At 64.9% G+C, this 15,687-nt stretch carries 13 protein-coding genes; 5 read left to right on the top strand and 8 right to left on the bottom strand.

What is annotated here, in order from left to right:
* Nucleotides 1-64: 64 nt before the first annotated feature.
* The 4 genes from ASF27_RS03920 to ASF27_RS03905 all read right to left on the bottom strand — a co-directional run bounded on the left by ASF27_RS03920 (nucleotide 65) and on the right by ASF27_RS03905 (nucleotide 6,505).
* Complete coding sequence (locus tag ASF27_RS03920; protein ID WP_056357924.1) at nucleotides 65-1,492, bottom strand: HlyD family type I secretion periplasmic adaptor subunit; 1,428 nt, start codon at nucleotides 1,490-1,492, stop codon at nucleotides 65-67.
* Between the two features lie 191 nt (nucleotides 1,493-1,683).
* Nucleotides 1,684-3,381 (bottom strand): type I secretion system permease/ATPase, encoded by a 1,698-nt coding sequence (locus ASF27_RS03915; RefSeq protein ID WP_277996065.1) that lies wholly within the window; start codon nucleotides 3,379-3,381, stop codon nucleotides 1,684-1,686.
* A gap of 197 nt (nucleotides 3,382-3,578) precedes the next feature.
* Entirely contained in the window at nucleotides 3,579-5,186 is a 1,608-nt protein-coding gene (locus ASF27_RS03910; RefSeq protein ID WP_056357919.1) for a hypothetical protein, read from the bottom strand.
* Between the two features lie 272 nt (nucleotides 5,187-5,458).
* Complete coding sequence (locus tag ASF27_RS03905) at nucleotides 5,459-6,505, bottom strand: radical SAM protein (RefSeq protein WP_056357916.1); 1,047 nt, start codon at nucleotides 6,503-6,505, stop codon at nucleotides 5,459-5,461.
* A 108-nt stretch (nucleotides 6,506-6,613) separates the two neighbouring features.
* Here ASF27_RS03905 and ASF27_RS03900 point away from each other — a divergent pair, with 108 nt between their 5' ends.
* From ASF27_RS03900 to ASF27_RS03885, 4 genes are all read left to right on the top strand, one after another.
* Nucleotides 6,614-7,807 (top strand): glycosyltransferase, encoded by a 1,194-nt coding sequence (locus tag ASF27_RS03900; RefSeq protein WP_082478803.1) that lies wholly within the window; start codon nucleotides 6,614-6,616, stop codon nucleotides 7,805-7,807.
* Between the two features lie 65 nt (nucleotides 7,808-7,872).
* Nucleotides 7,873-8,667, top strand: coding sequence for a 2OG-Fe(II) oxygenase (locus ASF27_RS03895; protein WP_056357913.1), 795 nt, complete (start codon nucleotides 7,873-7,875; stop codon nucleotides 8,665-8,667).
* Nucleotides 8,645-9,526, top strand: a complete 882-nt coding sequence (locus ASF27_RS03890) for a hypothetical protein (RefSeq protein WP_056357910.1) — start codon at nucleotides 8,645-8,647, stop codon at nucleotides 9,524-9,526. The genes ASF27_RS03895 and ASF27_RS03890 overlap by 23 nt, the downstream gene beginning before the upstream one ends.
* Before the next feature lie 200 nt (nucleotides 9,527-9,726).
* Complete coding sequence (locus ASF27_RS03885; RefSeq protein ID WP_162238636.1) at nucleotides 9,727-10,812, top strand: hypothetical protein; 1,086 nt, start codon at nucleotides 9,727-9,729, stop codon at nucleotides 10,810-10,812.
* Nucleotides 10,813-11,068: 256 nt separating this feature from the next.
* Here ASF27_RS03885 and ASF27_RS03880 read toward each other — a convergent pair whose 3' ends face one another.
* On the bottom strand, nucleotides 11,069-13,120 hold the full coding sequence (locus ASF27_RS03880) for a nitrate- and nitrite sensing domain-containing protein (RefSeq protein ID WP_056357904.1): 2,052 nt from the start codon (nucleotides 13,118-13,120) through the stop codon (nucleotides 11,069-11,071).
* Between the two features lie 777 nt (nucleotides 13,121-13,897).
* Here ASF27_RS03880 and ASF27_RS03875 point away from each other — a divergent pair.
* A complete protein-coding gene (locus tag ASF27_RS03875) occupies nucleotides 13,898-14,146 on the top strand; it encodes a hypothetical protein (RefSeq protein ID WP_056357900.1) in 249 nt (82 codons plus the stop codon).
* 54 nt (nucleotides 14,147-14,200) lie between these two features.
* Here the strand turns inward: ASF27_RS03875 and ASF27_RS03870 are convergent, their stop codons facing one another.
* The 3 genes from ASF27_RS03870 to ASF27_RS03865 all read right to left on the bottom strand — a co-directional run bounded on the left by ASF27_RS03870 (nucleotide 14,201) and on the right by ASF27_RS03865 (nucleotide 15,444).
* Nucleotides 14,201-14,602 carry an STAS/SEC14 domain-containing protein gene (locus ASF27_RS03870; RefSeq protein WP_056174626.1) on the bottom strand — a complete coding sequence of 134 codons (402 nt, stop codon included), beginning with the start codon at nucleotides 14,600-14,602 and terminating at the stop codon, nucleotides 14,201-14,203.
* A gap of 31 nt (nucleotides 14,603-14,633) precedes the next feature.
* On the bottom strand, nucleotides 14,634-14,783 hold the full coding sequence (locus ASF27_RS22055) for a hypothetical protein (RefSeq protein WP_156368854.1): 150 nt from the start codon (nucleotides 14,781-14,783) through the stop codon (nucleotides 14,634-14,636).
* A gap of 163 nt (nucleotides 14,784-14,946) precedes the next feature.
* Nucleotides 14,947-15,444, bottom strand: coding sequence for a ferritin-like domain-containing protein (locus tag ASF27_RS03865; protein ID WP_056174624.1), 498 nt, complete (start codon nucleotides 15,442-15,444; stop codon nucleotides 14,947-14,949).
* Between the last annotated feature and the right edge of the window lie 243 nt (nucleotides 15,445-15,687).

Raw genomic sequence — 15,687 nt, 5'->3', positions numbered from 1 at the left:
CGCACCGATAAACCTTCGACGAACCGCGAAAGTTGGAAGGGTGCCTTGCGCCGGCGCGGTTCGCCTAGCGCTCCTTGAGAGCGCCCTTCAGCGAATCGCGGACAGGGCTGGTGACGTAGTCGAGGACCGTGCGCTCGCCGGTGCCGATCATGGCGGTGGCCGACATGCCGGGGTAGAGGCGAATGTGCTTGACGAGGTCTTTGAGGGCCTCGGGCTCGATGGAGAGTTCCACGGTGAAGTAGGGCTCGCCGGTGCGCTGGTCCTGCTGGCGGTCGGCCGAGACCTTGGTGACGGTGGCGGGGATCGGCGGCAGCTGGCGCGCCTCGTAGGTGGCGAGCTGGATGTGCGCCTTCATGCCTTGGGTGACCTCGTAGGCCTCGTCGGGCTTGAGCTTGGCTTCCACCACCAGGGGGGCGTCGGTGGGCACGAGGTCCATGAGGCGCTCGCCGGGGGTGACGACGCCGTTCTTGGTGAACTGGGTCAGGTTCAGCACGTAGCCGTCGTCGGGGGCGCGGACCTCGACCATGTCGAGGGTCTCGCGGGCGGCGTGGAGGCGGGGCAGCGTGTCGTTGATCTTGGCCTGGACGTCGCGGAGCGCTTCGGCCACCTCGGCGTAGCGGGTCTGGCGCATGCTGGCGATCTGGAACTCGGATTCGGACATCAGCTCCTTGGTGCGGGCGACCTCGGCGAGCTGGGCGCCGCGGTTGCCGACGAGTTCGGCGGCCGTGCGCTCGAGGGACCGCACGCGATTCTTCGGCACCAGGGCTTTCTCGTACAACGACTGCACGCCCACGAGTTCGTCCTGGATCAGGGCGGTCTGGCTGTCGATGGACTTGAGGGTGGCGTCGAGGCCGGCGAGCCGCGTCTGCGACTGGTCCATGCGCTTGCGCAGCACGTCGAACTGGCTCTCCAGGGAGGCCTTGCGGGTCTTGAACAGGTTCTCCTGGTCGCGGATCATCATGGCGATGTCGGGGTCCGACGCCCGGGCCACGATCTCCTTCGGCAGGGTGATGCTGTCGGCCCCGTCGCGCTCGGCGTAGAGGCGGGCGCGCTGCACCAGCAGGCCGTCGAGGCCCGACGCCAGCACCTCGGCCTGGGCGCGCGGCATGGCGTCGTCCATGCGGATCAGCACGTCGCCCTGCTTCACCACGGCGCCTTCCTTCACCAGGATCTCCCGGACCACGCCGCCGTCGCGGTGCTTGATGGTCTTGCGACTGGATTCGACCCGGAGGTAGCCGGGGGTGACGATGGCGCCGTTGAGGCTCGCCACAGCCGACCAGACGAAGGTGCCGAGCACGAACACCACCACCACGGCCATGCCGGCGACGATGGGCTTCCTCACCCGGGCTTCGAGTTCGCGCAGGATCTCCGCCTCGTCGGCGGAATGCGGAATGGGGGCGGCCGGCGCCAGGGCGAAGGCCGGCATCTTCACGGGCACGATCCGCCCGATGGCGGTGCCCACGGTCTGGCCGAGATTGGCGGGGAGTTTCATCGGGGTGCCTTTTCGGGCGATCGGTCTGAACCGTGTGGTGGGGCCGCTCTGCGGCCGATGTTGGGCGCCTCTCCCTCCCTCGCGGGAATCCCGAACGAAGCGGGGATCGAGCGCGGGTCCCCTCTCCTGAAAGGAGAGGGAGTTCCGGCGCAACTCCGAGGTGCCCTGCCGTGTGGCAGGTACGGGTGGCCCTACCCCTGCGCCACGGCTGGCGGCGGGGCGGCGCGGGTCTCGGCGGTGCCGGGGACGCCGGCGGGCTGCATGAGCTGGCCGAGGATCACGTCGCGGTCGCCGAAGGATTGGACCTCGCCGCCGCGCACGAACAGGATCTTGTCCACGTGGCGGAACACGCTCGCCCGGTGGGAGACGATGACCACAGTGACGCCTCGGGCCTTGAGGGCGCCGAGCACGTCGAGGAGCGCGGCCTCGCCCTCGGTGTCGAGGTTTGCGTTGGGCTCGTCCAGAACCACGAGGCTGGGGTCGCCGAGGAGCGCCCGGGCGAGGCCGAGGCGCTGGCGCTGGCCCACCGAGAACACCGTGGTGCCGGAGGCGCCGAGCTCGCTCTCGTAGCCCTTCTCCAGGCGGACGATGAGGTCGTGGATGCCGGCGTCCTGGGCGGCGCGGGTCACGGCCTCGTCGGACACGTCGGTGCGGAACCGGGCGATGTTGTCGCGCACGGTGCCGGTGAACAGCTCCGTGTCCTGGGGCAGGTAACCGACATGGCGCCCGAAGGCGGCGCGGTCCCAGGCATGGACGTCCATGCCGTCGAGGCGGACATGCCCCTCCGTCGGCTTCCAGATGCCGATGAGCATCCGCGTCAAGGTCGATTTGCCGGCGCCCGAAGGGCCGATAATGCCAAGGGCTTCGCCGGGCCGGAGCGCGAACGATATATTTTTTAGCAGAGGCGCCTTCGCATCTGGCAAAGTAAAAACAAGGTTCTGAATCTCGATCAAGCCGGTGGGGCGCGGCATTGCAGTAGCGACAGGGTTTGGCTCGTAGCCTTCGAGGAGCATATGCAGGCGCTTGTATGCCTGATGCGACTCCACAAGGCCCTGCCAAGAACCAACAACGCGTTCGAAAGGCGACAGAGCTTTCGAAGACAAAATCATGTTCGCGAAAAGAACGCCTGGCCCGATCACTTGTTTAAGGACAAGAAACGCTCCGAGCGCGAGCACGCCGATCTGGATCAGCATGCGAACATATTTGATAGTCTCACCAATAACGCCAGAAGCCTCGCTGGCGTGAGCCTGCCCGTTGATCAATGTTGAGCGATCTATAGACCAGCGAGTAGTCAAAGCCGGCAGCATACCGAGTGCTCTAACGACCTCTGCGTTGCGTAGAGCCATGTCCGTGAAACGATAGCCACGGAACGCTGCGTCGTTGACTTTCTGAAGTGCATTACGAGAGACGCGATCTTGAAGGAAGGCAAGACCTAGCAGCACAAAGCCGCCAAAGAGACATAACATGCCCACGTAAGGATCAATAACAAACAGAGCGACCATAAAAATTGGTGCCCAAGGTAGATCGAAGAATACTGCCATTCCCGCCCCAGTTAGGGTCTGACGAAATACATCAAGATCTCTCACTGATTGACTCTGATTTCCTCCTTGACGCAACTCTGCTGCGAAAAGTGCGGCAAACACATGACGTGAAAGTATTTTATCAAATAAGACACCAAAGTTGATAAGAACACTAGATCGATAATGATCGAGTACTGCAGAGACTAAGAACGTCGCTGCAACAGAAAATGACATTATCAAAAGTGTAGCAATGCTCTGACTGGCAAAAACTCGACCAGATAGCTGCACCATATAAATTGGGAGTGCAAGGTAGAGAATATTAATTACAAAGCTGAAAAGGAATGCATAGCCCAGCGGCTTCAGTGCCATCCGAAGAGTCACATTGAGAAGATTAGGGGCGTCTTTCGGCATCTTGCTCTCGGTGTGGTCGTCGAAAAAACTTAACTAAGCGAGTGATCTGAGTTGAGTATCAATAAGGAATATTGAGGCAAATTTCAGTCAAAAAAAGGGGCGGTATGAACCGCCCCCTTCTCGTTGCCTAAGTCTTTCTTCTGAAGAAAGAGTTCTTAGAGGATCGAAGTCACAGCGGCGACAGCAGAAGCGTTGCTGATACCGGTCAGCTTGATCGCGAGATCAGCACCATCAACGAACGTGGCACCAGCAGAGCGATCCACGACGATGTAGCTGTCGTTGTTGAAGGTCACGACGGTTGCGTTGACGCTAGCAGCAGCAGTTCCAGCTGCAGCTGCATTCAAAGCCTGCGTAAGCGAAGTGAAAGCAACGCCACCGTTAAGGTTTGCGGTGACCGTACCACCAGCGGCATCGCCGTTGTTGATGCGGATGGCATCCAGACCAACGCCGAAGCCTTCGATCACGATGGTCGAGGTACCGGTCCCGGCAAGACCAGTCGTTGCATTGGCAGCATCGACGCCGATCGTGAAGAGGTCGTCACCAGCGCCGCCATTGACGGTGATCACGCCCTTATTCGTAGCAGCGTTCAGGATGTTGATCGAGTCGTTGCCATTGCCAAGAAAGACGTTGGTAACGCTGGCGGTGTTGTTCGCCGAGATGGCGGTACCAGCGCTAGCACCGGTACCGGCAGCAGTGGCGCCATCGGTGCCGAGAACGTTGAGGCCGCTGGTGTTCACAACCACGGTATCGTTGCCACCGGCGGCGTAGATGAAGGTCGTACCGGTGCCGGAGAAGTTGATCGTGTCGGCGCCATCAGCAGAGTCAGCCGCTGCAGTGCCACCATAGATGGTCGTCGTACCGGTGTTACCGCCAACGATGATCGACTCAGCCTGGGCAGCGTTGTTCTCGTCACCGAACACGGTGATTGATGCGTTGGCGGCGTTGACGTTCACAGCAATCGTATCGCCACCGATACCACCATGAACCGTTGCGGTCGTACCAGCAGCGAGAGCAGTAGTACCACCGCCGAGGTTGACAATATCGGCGCCGGCATTGGCGAAGATATTTACGACACCGCCGCCATTGAAGGCAATCGAGTCAACGCCGTCGGTCGAATCCGCTGCACCAAGGCCACCAAAGATAGTGGTGTTGGCGTTGGAGCCAGCGTTGAGGATGTTGATCGAGTCGGTGCCTTCACCGCCATAGATCGCCATTTTAGCGTCGGTGTTGCCCGCGTTGGCAAGCGTGATGGAGTCGTTGCCGATCTCGTTCTTGCCACCGAACACCGTGACGAAGCTGGTGGAGTCGAAAGCGGTGGTCTGCGTGATCGTGTCAGCGCCTGCATTTCCATAGACAAGGAAGCTGCCCTTGCCGCCCATGACGATGGCATCAGCGGTATCGTTCGGGTCAGAACGGCCGACGCCACCAAAGACAGTGTTGACGCTGCTTGCAGTGAACGATGCCGAGTCGATATTCGCAGTGTTGCCGTTGAAGAAGAGGTTATTCAGGCCCGGGGTGGTCGAGTTGACCGTGACGCCGGTGGCGAACTTGCCGTTGAGAAGCGTAACGTTCGGCAACTCAGTGGCGCTCGCGCCAACCGTCGTGCCGGTGACGGTCAGGGTGGTACCGTTGATGTAGGTGAATACTGTGTTGGCGCCGGACTGGGCCTCGCCGACAAACAGGGCCGGGTTGGCGCTGATCACAACGTTGTCGGCCTTGGCAGCAGTGATGCTCGCCGAGCCATCGAAGAAGAAATTAGCCATAAAGCTCTCCTGGGGTCTTCTACAGAAATTCGCTTCGCAGCCCGGCTATTCTTGCCAGTGCCTCGACACCCACCGCGGGGACCCCTTCGAGAGGAGTGTTCCGTTTAAGGTTGGGCTCTTTTTTCAGAGAACCGAGCGCGGTGCAACCGGATTTTGGGTTAACCGCACAGGCCTCTGAAATCCTCAAATTCGTGTTGTGGAAGTATCACAGAGTTCCGCCTGAATGGGACGTTCAAGCGTTCAGCAAGCCCATGAGCCGGCTTGCTTTTTTCTCAGTAATGAATTTTCCACTCGTCGTAGCGCTCGTCGAGGGCCGCGAGGTCCTCGAAGCGGTAGCGGTAGCGGTGCTGGTTGGCGCCGCTCTTCTCGTAGTGCGTGTGGAACTCGACGGTGTTCACGTTCTCCGTATCGCACTGGCACGACGAGAAGGGGCAGGGTGCGGGCCCATCGCGCAGGGTGATCTCGGGCGATTCGGCGAGATTGCCGAGGGACCCGTGGTACTTGCCCATGCCGCAGGGGGTGACGACGCCCATGGGGTCGATGAAGATCGCCCGGTAGCCGGCGTTGCAGGCGCCGGGGCGCTTGGCGTTGAGCAGGTATTCGTAATCGTGCCGCGAGTAGATCATCGCCTTGATCTGCGCGCGCTCGGCGTCCGAATACGCGTGCGGGTACCACTTCTCCTGGTGGGGGCCGACGAAGGGCTGGATGAACACGTCGACGCCGCGGGCGTTGAGGCGGGCCTTGTAGTCGGCCAGCACGTCGAGGGCCTCGGGGAAGGCCACCATGATGACGGCGAAATCGTAGCGGCGGTTGAACTCGGCCGCCTTGTCGAACCACGCCTCGTGGTCCTTGATCTGCTCGGGGTGGAAGCTCGCCACCATGGCGATCTTCGCCTCGTCGAAGCCCTGGAAGGTCTTCTCGAACTGCGGCACCGACAGGGTGAGGTTGGTGATGAGGTTGAGGGCGTGGAGGTTCGGGCTCTGCGACAGGGTGCGGGCGCCGTCCACCAGATCCTTGGAGACGAAGAACTCGCCGCCCACCCCGATGCGGATGTTCACCGCATAGGGCAGCTGGGCGATGTTGTGCATGACGCGGCGGTAGCGCGCGGGGTCCCACTTCGAGGTCGGCGGCTTCGCGAACGTGGTGCCGTGGCCGGCCACGCAATAGGAGCAGGCGAGGTTGCAGGTGGGGTAGTCGGTGTAATACCGGATGTTGAGGGGCGGCAGGGCGGTGGCGGCCTGCGGGGCCACCACGGGGGCCTCCGCCGGGACCGACTTCGCCGCGGGTTTCGCGAGGAAACGCGAAAACAGGTGTTGCATCGGTCCTCGGTCCCTCGTTCGGTCCCCGTCGCTACAGGGCGCAATGGCCGAGAATGTGGCGGTGCGCTATAGGGCGCGTCGATTGTTGAGCCGCTGAAAGTTCCGCGCGTGTCGAAAAAGCCCGTACTCGCCTTCGTGCATCAGAACATTCCGGCGCAGTTCCGCAACCTCGCCCCCGCGATGGCGGCGGCGGGGAACGACGTCTACTTCATCACCGCCGGGCAGGGCGAATCGGCGGGGACGAAGCGGGTCCAGTACCAGATCGACGTGAAGAACGAGCTGCCGGCGGTGGCGCAGTTCACCTACGCGCAGAAGGTGACGAAGGCGCTCCTCCACCTCCAGACCGAGCTCAAGGTGGTGCCGGACCTCATCATCGGCCACGTGGGCTGGGGCGAGCTCCTCTACGTCAAGGACCTCTACCCGAAGGTGCCGGTGCTCGGCTATTTCGAGTGGTACCTGCGCGCGAAGCCGCTGGCCGACTTCGCCCCCACCGAGCCGGTGGACCGCGACGCGCCGTTCGTGTTCCGGATGAAGAACACCGCCAACGTGATGTCCGCCGAGCTGTGCGACGCCGGCCTGACGCCGATGCACTATCAGTACGCGAGCTATCCGGCCTCGATCCAGAAGAAGCTCAACGTGATCCACGACGGGATCGACACGGTGTCGATCCGCCGCCCGGCGCGGGGCAAGCTCACCCTCCCCGACGGGCGCGTGCTCACGAGCGCCGACGAGGTGGTGACCTATGTGGGGCGCGGGTTGGAGCCCCTGCGGGGCTTCCCCACCGCCATCCGGGCCATCGCCGAACTGTGCAAGACCCGGCCGAAGGCGCATTTCGTGATCATCGGGGCCGACGAGCCGGCCTACGGCAACCCGCTGCCCAACGGCGAGACCCACCGGCAGCGCCTGCTCGCCGAGCTGGAGATCGATGCGACCCGCGTCCACTTCCTCGGGCGGGTGCCCTACACCACCTTCCTCGACGTGCTCTACGTGAGCGCGGCGCACATCTATCTGACGTACCCGTACTTCCTGTCCTGGTCGATGCTGGAGGCCATGGCGGCCGAGTGCCTGGTGATCGGCTCGCGCACGCCCCCGGTGGAGGAGGTGATCGTCGACGGCCACAACGGCCTGCTCGTCGATTTCCACGACGCCCACGCGCTCGCCGAGCGGGTCCGCGCCGTGCTGGAGCGCCCGCGCGACTACGACGCCATCCGGCTGGAGGCGCGCCGCACCATCCTCGAGCGCTACGACCTCCACGGCCATTGCCTGCCGCGCCAGAAGGCGCTCATCGCCTCCCTGTTGTGAGCGTCACGATTCCGCCACGGCGCGGACCGACATCGCTTGCCCCACCCTTTCGAGACATCGCGTCGATGCTGAACCTCTTCAAGCGAGCGGCCCCGGCTCCCCTCCCCCCTGTGGGCGAGCCCTTCTTCAAGTTCGAGGACGCGTTCCTCCAGGAGAAGGCGGCGCATTACGCCGCCGGCTACAACGGCGCGCACCCGTTCCCGCACGTGGTGATCGACAACTTCCTGCCCCTCGACGTCGCGGAGCGCATCCACGCCGCCTATCCGGGGGTGGACGATCCGGTGTGGTTCGACTGGAAGGCGGGCGATACGGTCAATCAGCCGAAGAAGCTCGGGGTGCGCCACGCTTCGCGGATGGAGGGCGCGCCGCCGCTCATCCACAACATGTGCTACGCGTTCAATTCGTACACGTTCCTGCACTTCCTGGAGACGCTGACGGGCCTGAAGGACCTCATCTCCGACCCGTGCCTCAACGGCGGCGGCATGCACCAGATCCTGCCGGGCGGGAAACTCCGGGTGCACGCGGACTTCAACATGATCGAGCCGTTCGGGCTCTACCGGAAGCTCAACGCGATCCTCTATCTCAACAAGGACTGGGACGAGTCCTGGGGCGGCGACCTCCAGCTCTGGAACCGCGACGCCACGAAGTGTGAAGCGCGGGTGATGCCGCACTTCAACCGGCTCGCCGTCTTCAGCACCCTGTCGACCTCGCATCACGGTCACCCCGAGCCGCTGGCCTGCCCCGAGGGGCGGACGCGAAAGTCCCTCGCGTTCTTTTACTATTCCCGCCACCCCGAAGAAGGCGACGTCACCCCCCGCACGGTGCAGTGGAAGAAGCTTGAGGAGTCGACCCCTGTCTGAGGCCCTGCCGCCGCTCACGGGGCGCTATCCGGAGTTCCTCCTTGCCGAGCGCGCCCGCGCCGCCGCCTCCACGGACCTGCGCGAGCGGGCGCGCTACGACGTCGAGGCGCGGCCGTTCTACCTGTTCGGTCTGCTGACGGCGGCCGACGTCGCGCGCTTTTCCGGCATCGACCACGTGGCGGTCCTCGAGTTCGGCGTCGCCGAGGGGGCGGGCCTGCGGGCCCTGTCGGAGCTCGCCGCCAAGGTGACGGCGGTGACGGGCGTGCGGTTCACCCTATACGGCTTCGACACCGGGGCGGGCCTACCGCCGCTCGTCGATGTGCGCGACCATCCCGAGATCTGGCAGGCGGGCGACTTCCCGACCCGCGACCCCGAGGCGCTGTCGGAGCACGCCACCATGGTGTGGGGCGACATCGCCGAGACCCTGCCGGGCTTCATCAGGGGGCTGACGCCTGCGATGCCGGTGGGCTTCGTCAGCGTCGATGTCGACATCTACCGCTCCAGCGTCGACTGCCTGACCTTGTTCTCGGAGGCGAAGGCCGATTGCCTGCTTCCCGTGGTGCCGGCCTATTTCGACGACACCATCGGCGGCCCGGCCCGCATCGGCAGCCTGTTCCGCAACCGCTGGTGTGGGCAATTGCTCGCCATCGACGAGTTCAACCAGGGCGCCTCGGCATCGCGAAAGATCGATACCTTGCGCACCCTGCGCTACCGGCGGCCCTTCGTCGACGAGCCCTGGCTCGAACAGATGTACGGCCTCCACGTCCTCGACCACCCCCTGCGCCAGCCCGGCGCGACGCGTCCGGCCTTGAGCATCGGTGGTCACGCGGCCGAGGACCGGATGACTTGGCCTTTATGAGGTGACTTGGCCTCTATGAGGTGACTTGTCCTCTGTGAGGTGACTTGGCCTCTGTGAGGTGGTTCGGCCTCTCTCGGATCAGCCCGTCCCCTCGAGCGGATCGGAGCGGCCATCACGACGTGCCCCCCCGAGGCTCGACCGCCAAGGCTTGGCCGTTCTGCTCTGGGGTTGTAGAACGGGGCAACAGGAGTAGCCCCCGCGTGTCGCATCCGTTTTCCCGGCGTCCCGATTGGACGGGATTGTGCGACGAGCTCTTCGGATTCGGCACCGGTGTCGGCCTCGATCCGGGTCCGCAGGCGCGACTTCGTGCGTACGTTCGGAGCTTGGCACCGGCCGCACGACTCGATGCCTCGCTCTGGAGCGACTATGCCGAACTCTACGGCGAGAGTCTCGCCGACCTCGCCGGCGACGACCCGGTGCGTGCGGCGCGGGTGGAGGAACGGCTCTACGCGACGCCCCTGACCCATGGTTTTCTCCAGGGCCACATGGTCCACGAATCCCTCACGTCCAATCCGGCGGCGCGCCTGCATGTCGGACGGATCATCCTCGACCGGCTCGTACGCCTCTCGGAGGCCGTCGGTGCCGGGCGGGTCCAGAGCCGTGAGCACGGCCAGACGCAGTTCGTCCTCGACGGACTCGATGCCCTGTTCGCAGCCATCGAGGATCGGATCGGGAGCGACCTGACCCCGCCCCGCCAGGCCGGCGAACTGTTCGGCGTCCAACTCGCCAAGGGCACGTTTTCCGATCGGCACTTCGACGGGATCTATGGGGCTTTGCGCGCCCACCGGATCGCCCGCGATTTCGGGATTCGGTCTCCCGCACTCCTCGAGATCGGTGGCGGCTCCGGCCACCTCGCCTATTACGCCCGGCGGATGGGCTGCGAGCGGTTCGCCATCATCGATTTGCCGCCGGTCCTCGTGCCGCAATACATCCTGCTCGCCACCGCGTTCGGAGCGGACGTGGTCGGCTTCGGCCACCGAAGCGAGCCCGGTATCGCCCTGGTGAACGCCTACGCGGGAGGCGCAGACCGGTTTGCCGATTGGGATGTGGTGATCAACATCGACAGCATGCCCGAGATGGCGCCGGCGGATGCCGGACGCTACCTCGACCGTATCCGCCCCGGCGGCCTGTTCCTCAGCATCAATCAGGAATCCGCCGTCCAGAACGGCGACCACCGCCAGAATGTCGTCGCGGACCTGGCCCGCGACCGTGGGTTCCGCTGCCACGCCCGCATGCCGGCCTGGCTCCGCACAGGATGGGTCGAAGAAGTCTTCCAGGCCCCTTGACGCGGACCTGAGACCCGACCCTGGGTCTTCGGCCCTCGACATGCCGAAGGCCCCCGATCTGGGGTATCGAAGGATCGGGACGTCGATCGAGAGCTCCCGAGCAGCCAATTCTCGGCACGGGGTCTCATACCGCCTCCGGTTGATCATCTCGGATCGAACGGTCGCGTCGGTGCTCCCTCTCCTTCCAGGAGAGGGGACCCGCGTTTCACCACCCTGCCGAACTGATCAAGCGGAAAGCGTATCATTCCCGATCGGTTCACGCCGCCCGCACGGTGGCGAGAAACCCGTCGACCTCGGTGCGCAGGCTCGTGGCCTGGCGGGCGAGGTCGCTGGCGGCGGTGAGCACCTGGTCCGAGCCCGAGCGGGCGGACTCCGCCGCCTCGCTGACGCCGGCGATGTGGGTCGAGACCTGGCGGGTGCCGTCAGAGGTGAGGATTGTTGTGCGGGCGATCTCCTGGGTGGCCGCGTCCTGCTGCTGGACCGCCGCGGCGATGTCCTGCGACAGGGTGCTGAGGCGTTGAATCACCGTGGCGATGCCCCCGATGGTCTCGACGGACGCCGAGGTGGAGGCGGTGATCTCCTGGACCTTGGCGGCGATCTCCTCGGTCGCCCGGGTGGTCTGGTTGGCGAGTTCCTTCACCTCGGCGGCGACTACCGCGAAGCCTCGGCCGGCGTCGCCGGCCCGCGCGGCCTCGATGGTTGCGTTGAGGGCGAGCAGATTGGTCTGACCGGCGATGCTGGAGATGAGCCCGACGATCTCGCCGATGCTGCCGGCCGCCGCCGCGAGGCGGCGCACGTCCTCGCCCATGCGGGCGGTGTCGCGCTCGGCCTGGGCCGCCACCGTGGCGGAGGTCTCGACGCGAGTGCCGATCTCGCGCACGGAGGCGCTGAGTTCCTCCGTCGCCGCCGCAACCGTATCGGCGCTGAGTGCCGCATTCCGCGAGGTGCTGGCGACGGCGCCGCTCAAGGTCGAGGTATCGTTGGCCGCCTGCGACAGGGCGTAGGCCGCGCCTTCGAGCTGGGCCGAGGCCGCCGAGACCGCTTCGACGATGCCGCCGGCCCGCGCCTCGAACCCGTCGGCGAGGGCGAGCATCGCTTGGCGCCGCTCGGCCGCCGAAGCGTGCGTCAGCTGCTCGGACTCCGCACGGATGCGCCGGCCCTCGCTCAGGCTGTCGCGGAACTCGGCGGCCGCGCGAGCGATGGCCATGACCTCGCGGGGGCCTTTCGTGGGAAGCGGGCCGGCATCCGCGCCGCGCCCGATGGCCGACAGGGCATCGGCGATCCGGGTGAGCGGACGGGCGATGGCGGTGCCGAAGCCGAAGGCGACGAGGCAGGACAGGGCGAGGGTCGCCACGCTGGCGCTCAACCACAGGACGGCGCTACGCTCCACGCCCGAACGTGCCGCTGCCGCGGCGCGCCCGAGATCGTCGACGAGTCGATCCTCGATCCGCTTGAGCTCGTCGATGCGCTGGGTCGCGGCGGTGAACCAGCCCGGTGCATCGGTGATGCCGAGGGGTTGGCCCGGGATCGTCGCCAGGACGATCGCGCGCTGGCGCTCGACCTCCCGGGCCGCCGGGCTCGTGGCGACGGCGTCGAGGAGTTCGGCCTGCGCGCGATCGGCGGCGAGGCGGAACAGGGTTTCGTGGATCGCCTGCCCGGCGCCGAGGGCCGTCAGCCTTGAGAACCCCGGCAGATCAAGCTGGCCGCTGCCGATGACGGCGGCCCCGGTCGCACGCTCCTGGCCGGCGAGTTCCTTGAGGGACAGGAACGACGAGTAGGCCGAGACCCGGGCGCTCAGGGCGGCGTCGTCCGCGACCTGGGACATGTCCCGAACGAGGTCGAGGGCCTTGCCGATGAGATCGGTGTAGGCCGCGAGGTTCTGGGCCGGGGTGCGGGCGAGGTTGTCCACCGCCTGACGGTGCGCGGCGAGACCCTCAAGGGCGGTGGCGAGGGTTCTGCCCCTTGGGGCGAGTCCGCCGGCGGCGCCCGTCTCCATCAAGGCGTAGCTCGTCATGAGACGCTCGCGGCTTGCATCCGTTCGGCCGCGCTGGGCGTCGAGTTCGGCGCGGAACCGGGTACCCTTCGATCCGAGATACAGGCTGGAGGCGCCGCGTTCGCGCTGGGCCTCGTGCACGAAACCGCCGGCATGACCCGCGAGGCCGAGAAGTCGCTCGACCTCGACCATGCGGCCGCGCTCTTCGATTCGCCCGGAGAGCGCAATGCTCGCCACCACGGCGAAGGCGAGGCACGGCGCCAGGGCGACGAGGAGAATTCGGCCACGGAGGGACGAAAGGACGGTACCGAGCATCGGAGCAACCTAGAAGAAGAACTCCGGCCCTGACTGCATCATGAATGTAAACATCGTGTTTGTGCACGATGGTATGCCTATTTTTTAATCTCGAATGGTGCAAACTTCCTCGATTGTAGAGGCGAACAATACCGCAAGCCAATGGGGCATTTGGGTTGTGGCTCGGGGATCATTCCCGCACCGTCATAAATGTGATGCGAGATCGTCCTGAGGCTTCTTTACTGCAGGCGCGAGCGTCGGGTGCGTACGTCGTCTTGGAACCGGCGCACGGCGATGCCGCGATCACGTACGGCGAGCTTTATCAGGAAAGACTTCGGGACCGCCACGGGACGGCACGGGGGGAGAGCGCGCACGATCGGATCAGTGGGCTGTCGATCCGACCAGTCGACCGGCCGGCACCCTGGACGAACGGGTCAGGGGCAGGATGATCCGTCGCCGTGGCCGAATTCGGTTCGTTTCCCATCACCGGACGTCGGATGGTTCAAGCATGACGATCAAGTTGCCGGCTGTTGGGCTGGACTGTTCGTGAGAAGAAAAACTTTCGTCTCGACCAAGTTATTTTGAGAGTTGGAATTAACGAAAACCTGCCGAATGCGTGGGGAGCATGGCTCGATCCATTCTTTCCTGTGCCCTGCTTTATAGGACCGGAGTTATAGTTGATCGGAGACCGCAACTCGGCGTTATAGTGCGCTGCAAAAACAGCATGCCGCACCGCACAAAAGCGTGGTTTAATCACTCCATCGGGCGGCATCGAGCTGCCCAAACGGAGATTTTCCCATGCGCGCCATGACCGCCCTCACCCTCGCCACCCTCGTGTCGGCCGCTTTCGTGTCGGGCGCCGCCGTTGCCGGCGAGGCGACGTACCTGACCCCGCCGCTCTTCCGCGAGCAGGCCCGCGACACCCAGAAGGTGCGTCGTGTCAGCGACCTCACCACCACGCCGAACCTCGTGGTCGTGGCAAAGCCCCTCAACGCCGGGCGCACCATTCAGATCGTGGCGGATGCCGAGGCGACCGCCGCTCGCTAAAATCCCATCCGATGCGCGGTCCGACGCGCACCGGACGGGTCTGAGGGGCAGCGTCTACGCCTTGGTCGTCGGCGCGTTCGCGAGCCAGGCCCAAGCCGCCCCCTCGTCCGCGAGATCGAAGGTTTTCGTCTCCACCGGCATGACGAAGCCCGACAGGTCGATCATCGCCTTTGCGAAGGCCGGCGCACCCACGACGACGTAGCGCCGGATGTGCGCCAGCGAGCGCGCCTTCACGCTCGCCGCGTAGCCGTCGAAGGTCGCGCCGAGGTCGGAGCCCTCGTAGTTCGACATCACGATCAGCATGTCGATGGTGTCGAGGCTCTTCATGGCCTCGTCGGTGACGGCCGACATCCACTCGATATCCGGCTTTGTGATCCGGTCCTTGATCTCGAAAGCCAGAAGATCCGGGCGCGGTGATTCACGCCGGATCACCGAACCGTCCGGTGCACTGTTCATGAACTCTGCCTCGTCTCTCGGGCGGGGGGCGTCAGCTCGGCTGTTCTTCGGTCTTCTCGATCTCCGGATCGTCCTCCTGCGGGATCGCCGGATGCGGCTCGCCCTTGGGGGGCTGCTGGGGGGTGGGCTGCGTCTGGTCCGACTTCGTCTCGGACGCGTCGTGGGTCTCGCCTGGGCTCATGGTGCTCCCTCCCGCTGAAATGCAGAGACCAAGCCGCGACGCTCGGGTGTGTTCCCGGCTTTCGCCCGTGACCGACACGGCAGGGGCCGAACGCCGGAAGGGCCGGGCGCCGGGCCCGACCCCATTCGTGACGTATGACCCCGGGCGACCGCGACGGCGATCGTCAGGCGGTCGCGACCCCCTGCAAGCTCTCGGCAAGGTGGCTCGCGAAGGCGTCGCCCTTGTAGATCTCCGAAACGGCCTGCTTGAGCTTGGCCTCGTCGTCGGACTTGCCCAGCGCCTTGGCGTAGGCGGCGGCGGACCCGAAACCCGCGAGGCCGTAATGGGCCATGCGCTGATACTGCGCGATGATCACGATATCGCGCAGCTTGCCGTCCTGGGGCGCCTCTTCGCCGGCGTGCTTACGCGCCTCGCTGACCAGACCCTCCATGCCCTTGCAATGCTCGGGCTCGACGGTTCCGCCGCATTGCTCGATGAGCGCTTTGAGAATGCCCGTGTGCTTGTTGATGCCGTCGACCGACCCGTCCAGCATCTGCTTCAGCGTCCCGTCGCTGGCCTTCTGGCTGAGCTGCTGGACGACGCGGACCATCTGGTCGTTCGCCGACCAGCTGTCCTTCAATTCGTCGAGATAGACGTCTTTCAAGCTGCTGGGTGCCGACATGAGGAATCTCCCTTGGTTTCCTCCATCAACCGCATCGGTCCGCGAACGTTCCGGGCAATAAACGGCCTTCTCCAACGTGTTTTGATTGCTGCGTTGTTCGACGCCGCGGATCGATAAAGCCTCGCTTGCCTGCTTTAACCTATGTCTAAGAGCCCGTCCGATAATGTCCGGCCGGGGTTGAGTGGCCGGGATGGCGGTGATTCCAGAAGGGTGCTGAAGCCTCATCTGGACGTGCCATGTGGA

The organism is Methylobacterium sp. Leaf102, from assembly GCF_001422425.1.
In the GTDB taxonomy this organism is placed as follows: Bacteria; Pseudomonadota; Alphaproteobacteria; order Rhizobiales; family Beijerinckiaceae; genus Methylobacterium.
Note: the sequence above shows the minus strand (reverse complement) of the source record. Positions and strands in the feature narration are given on the sequence as shown.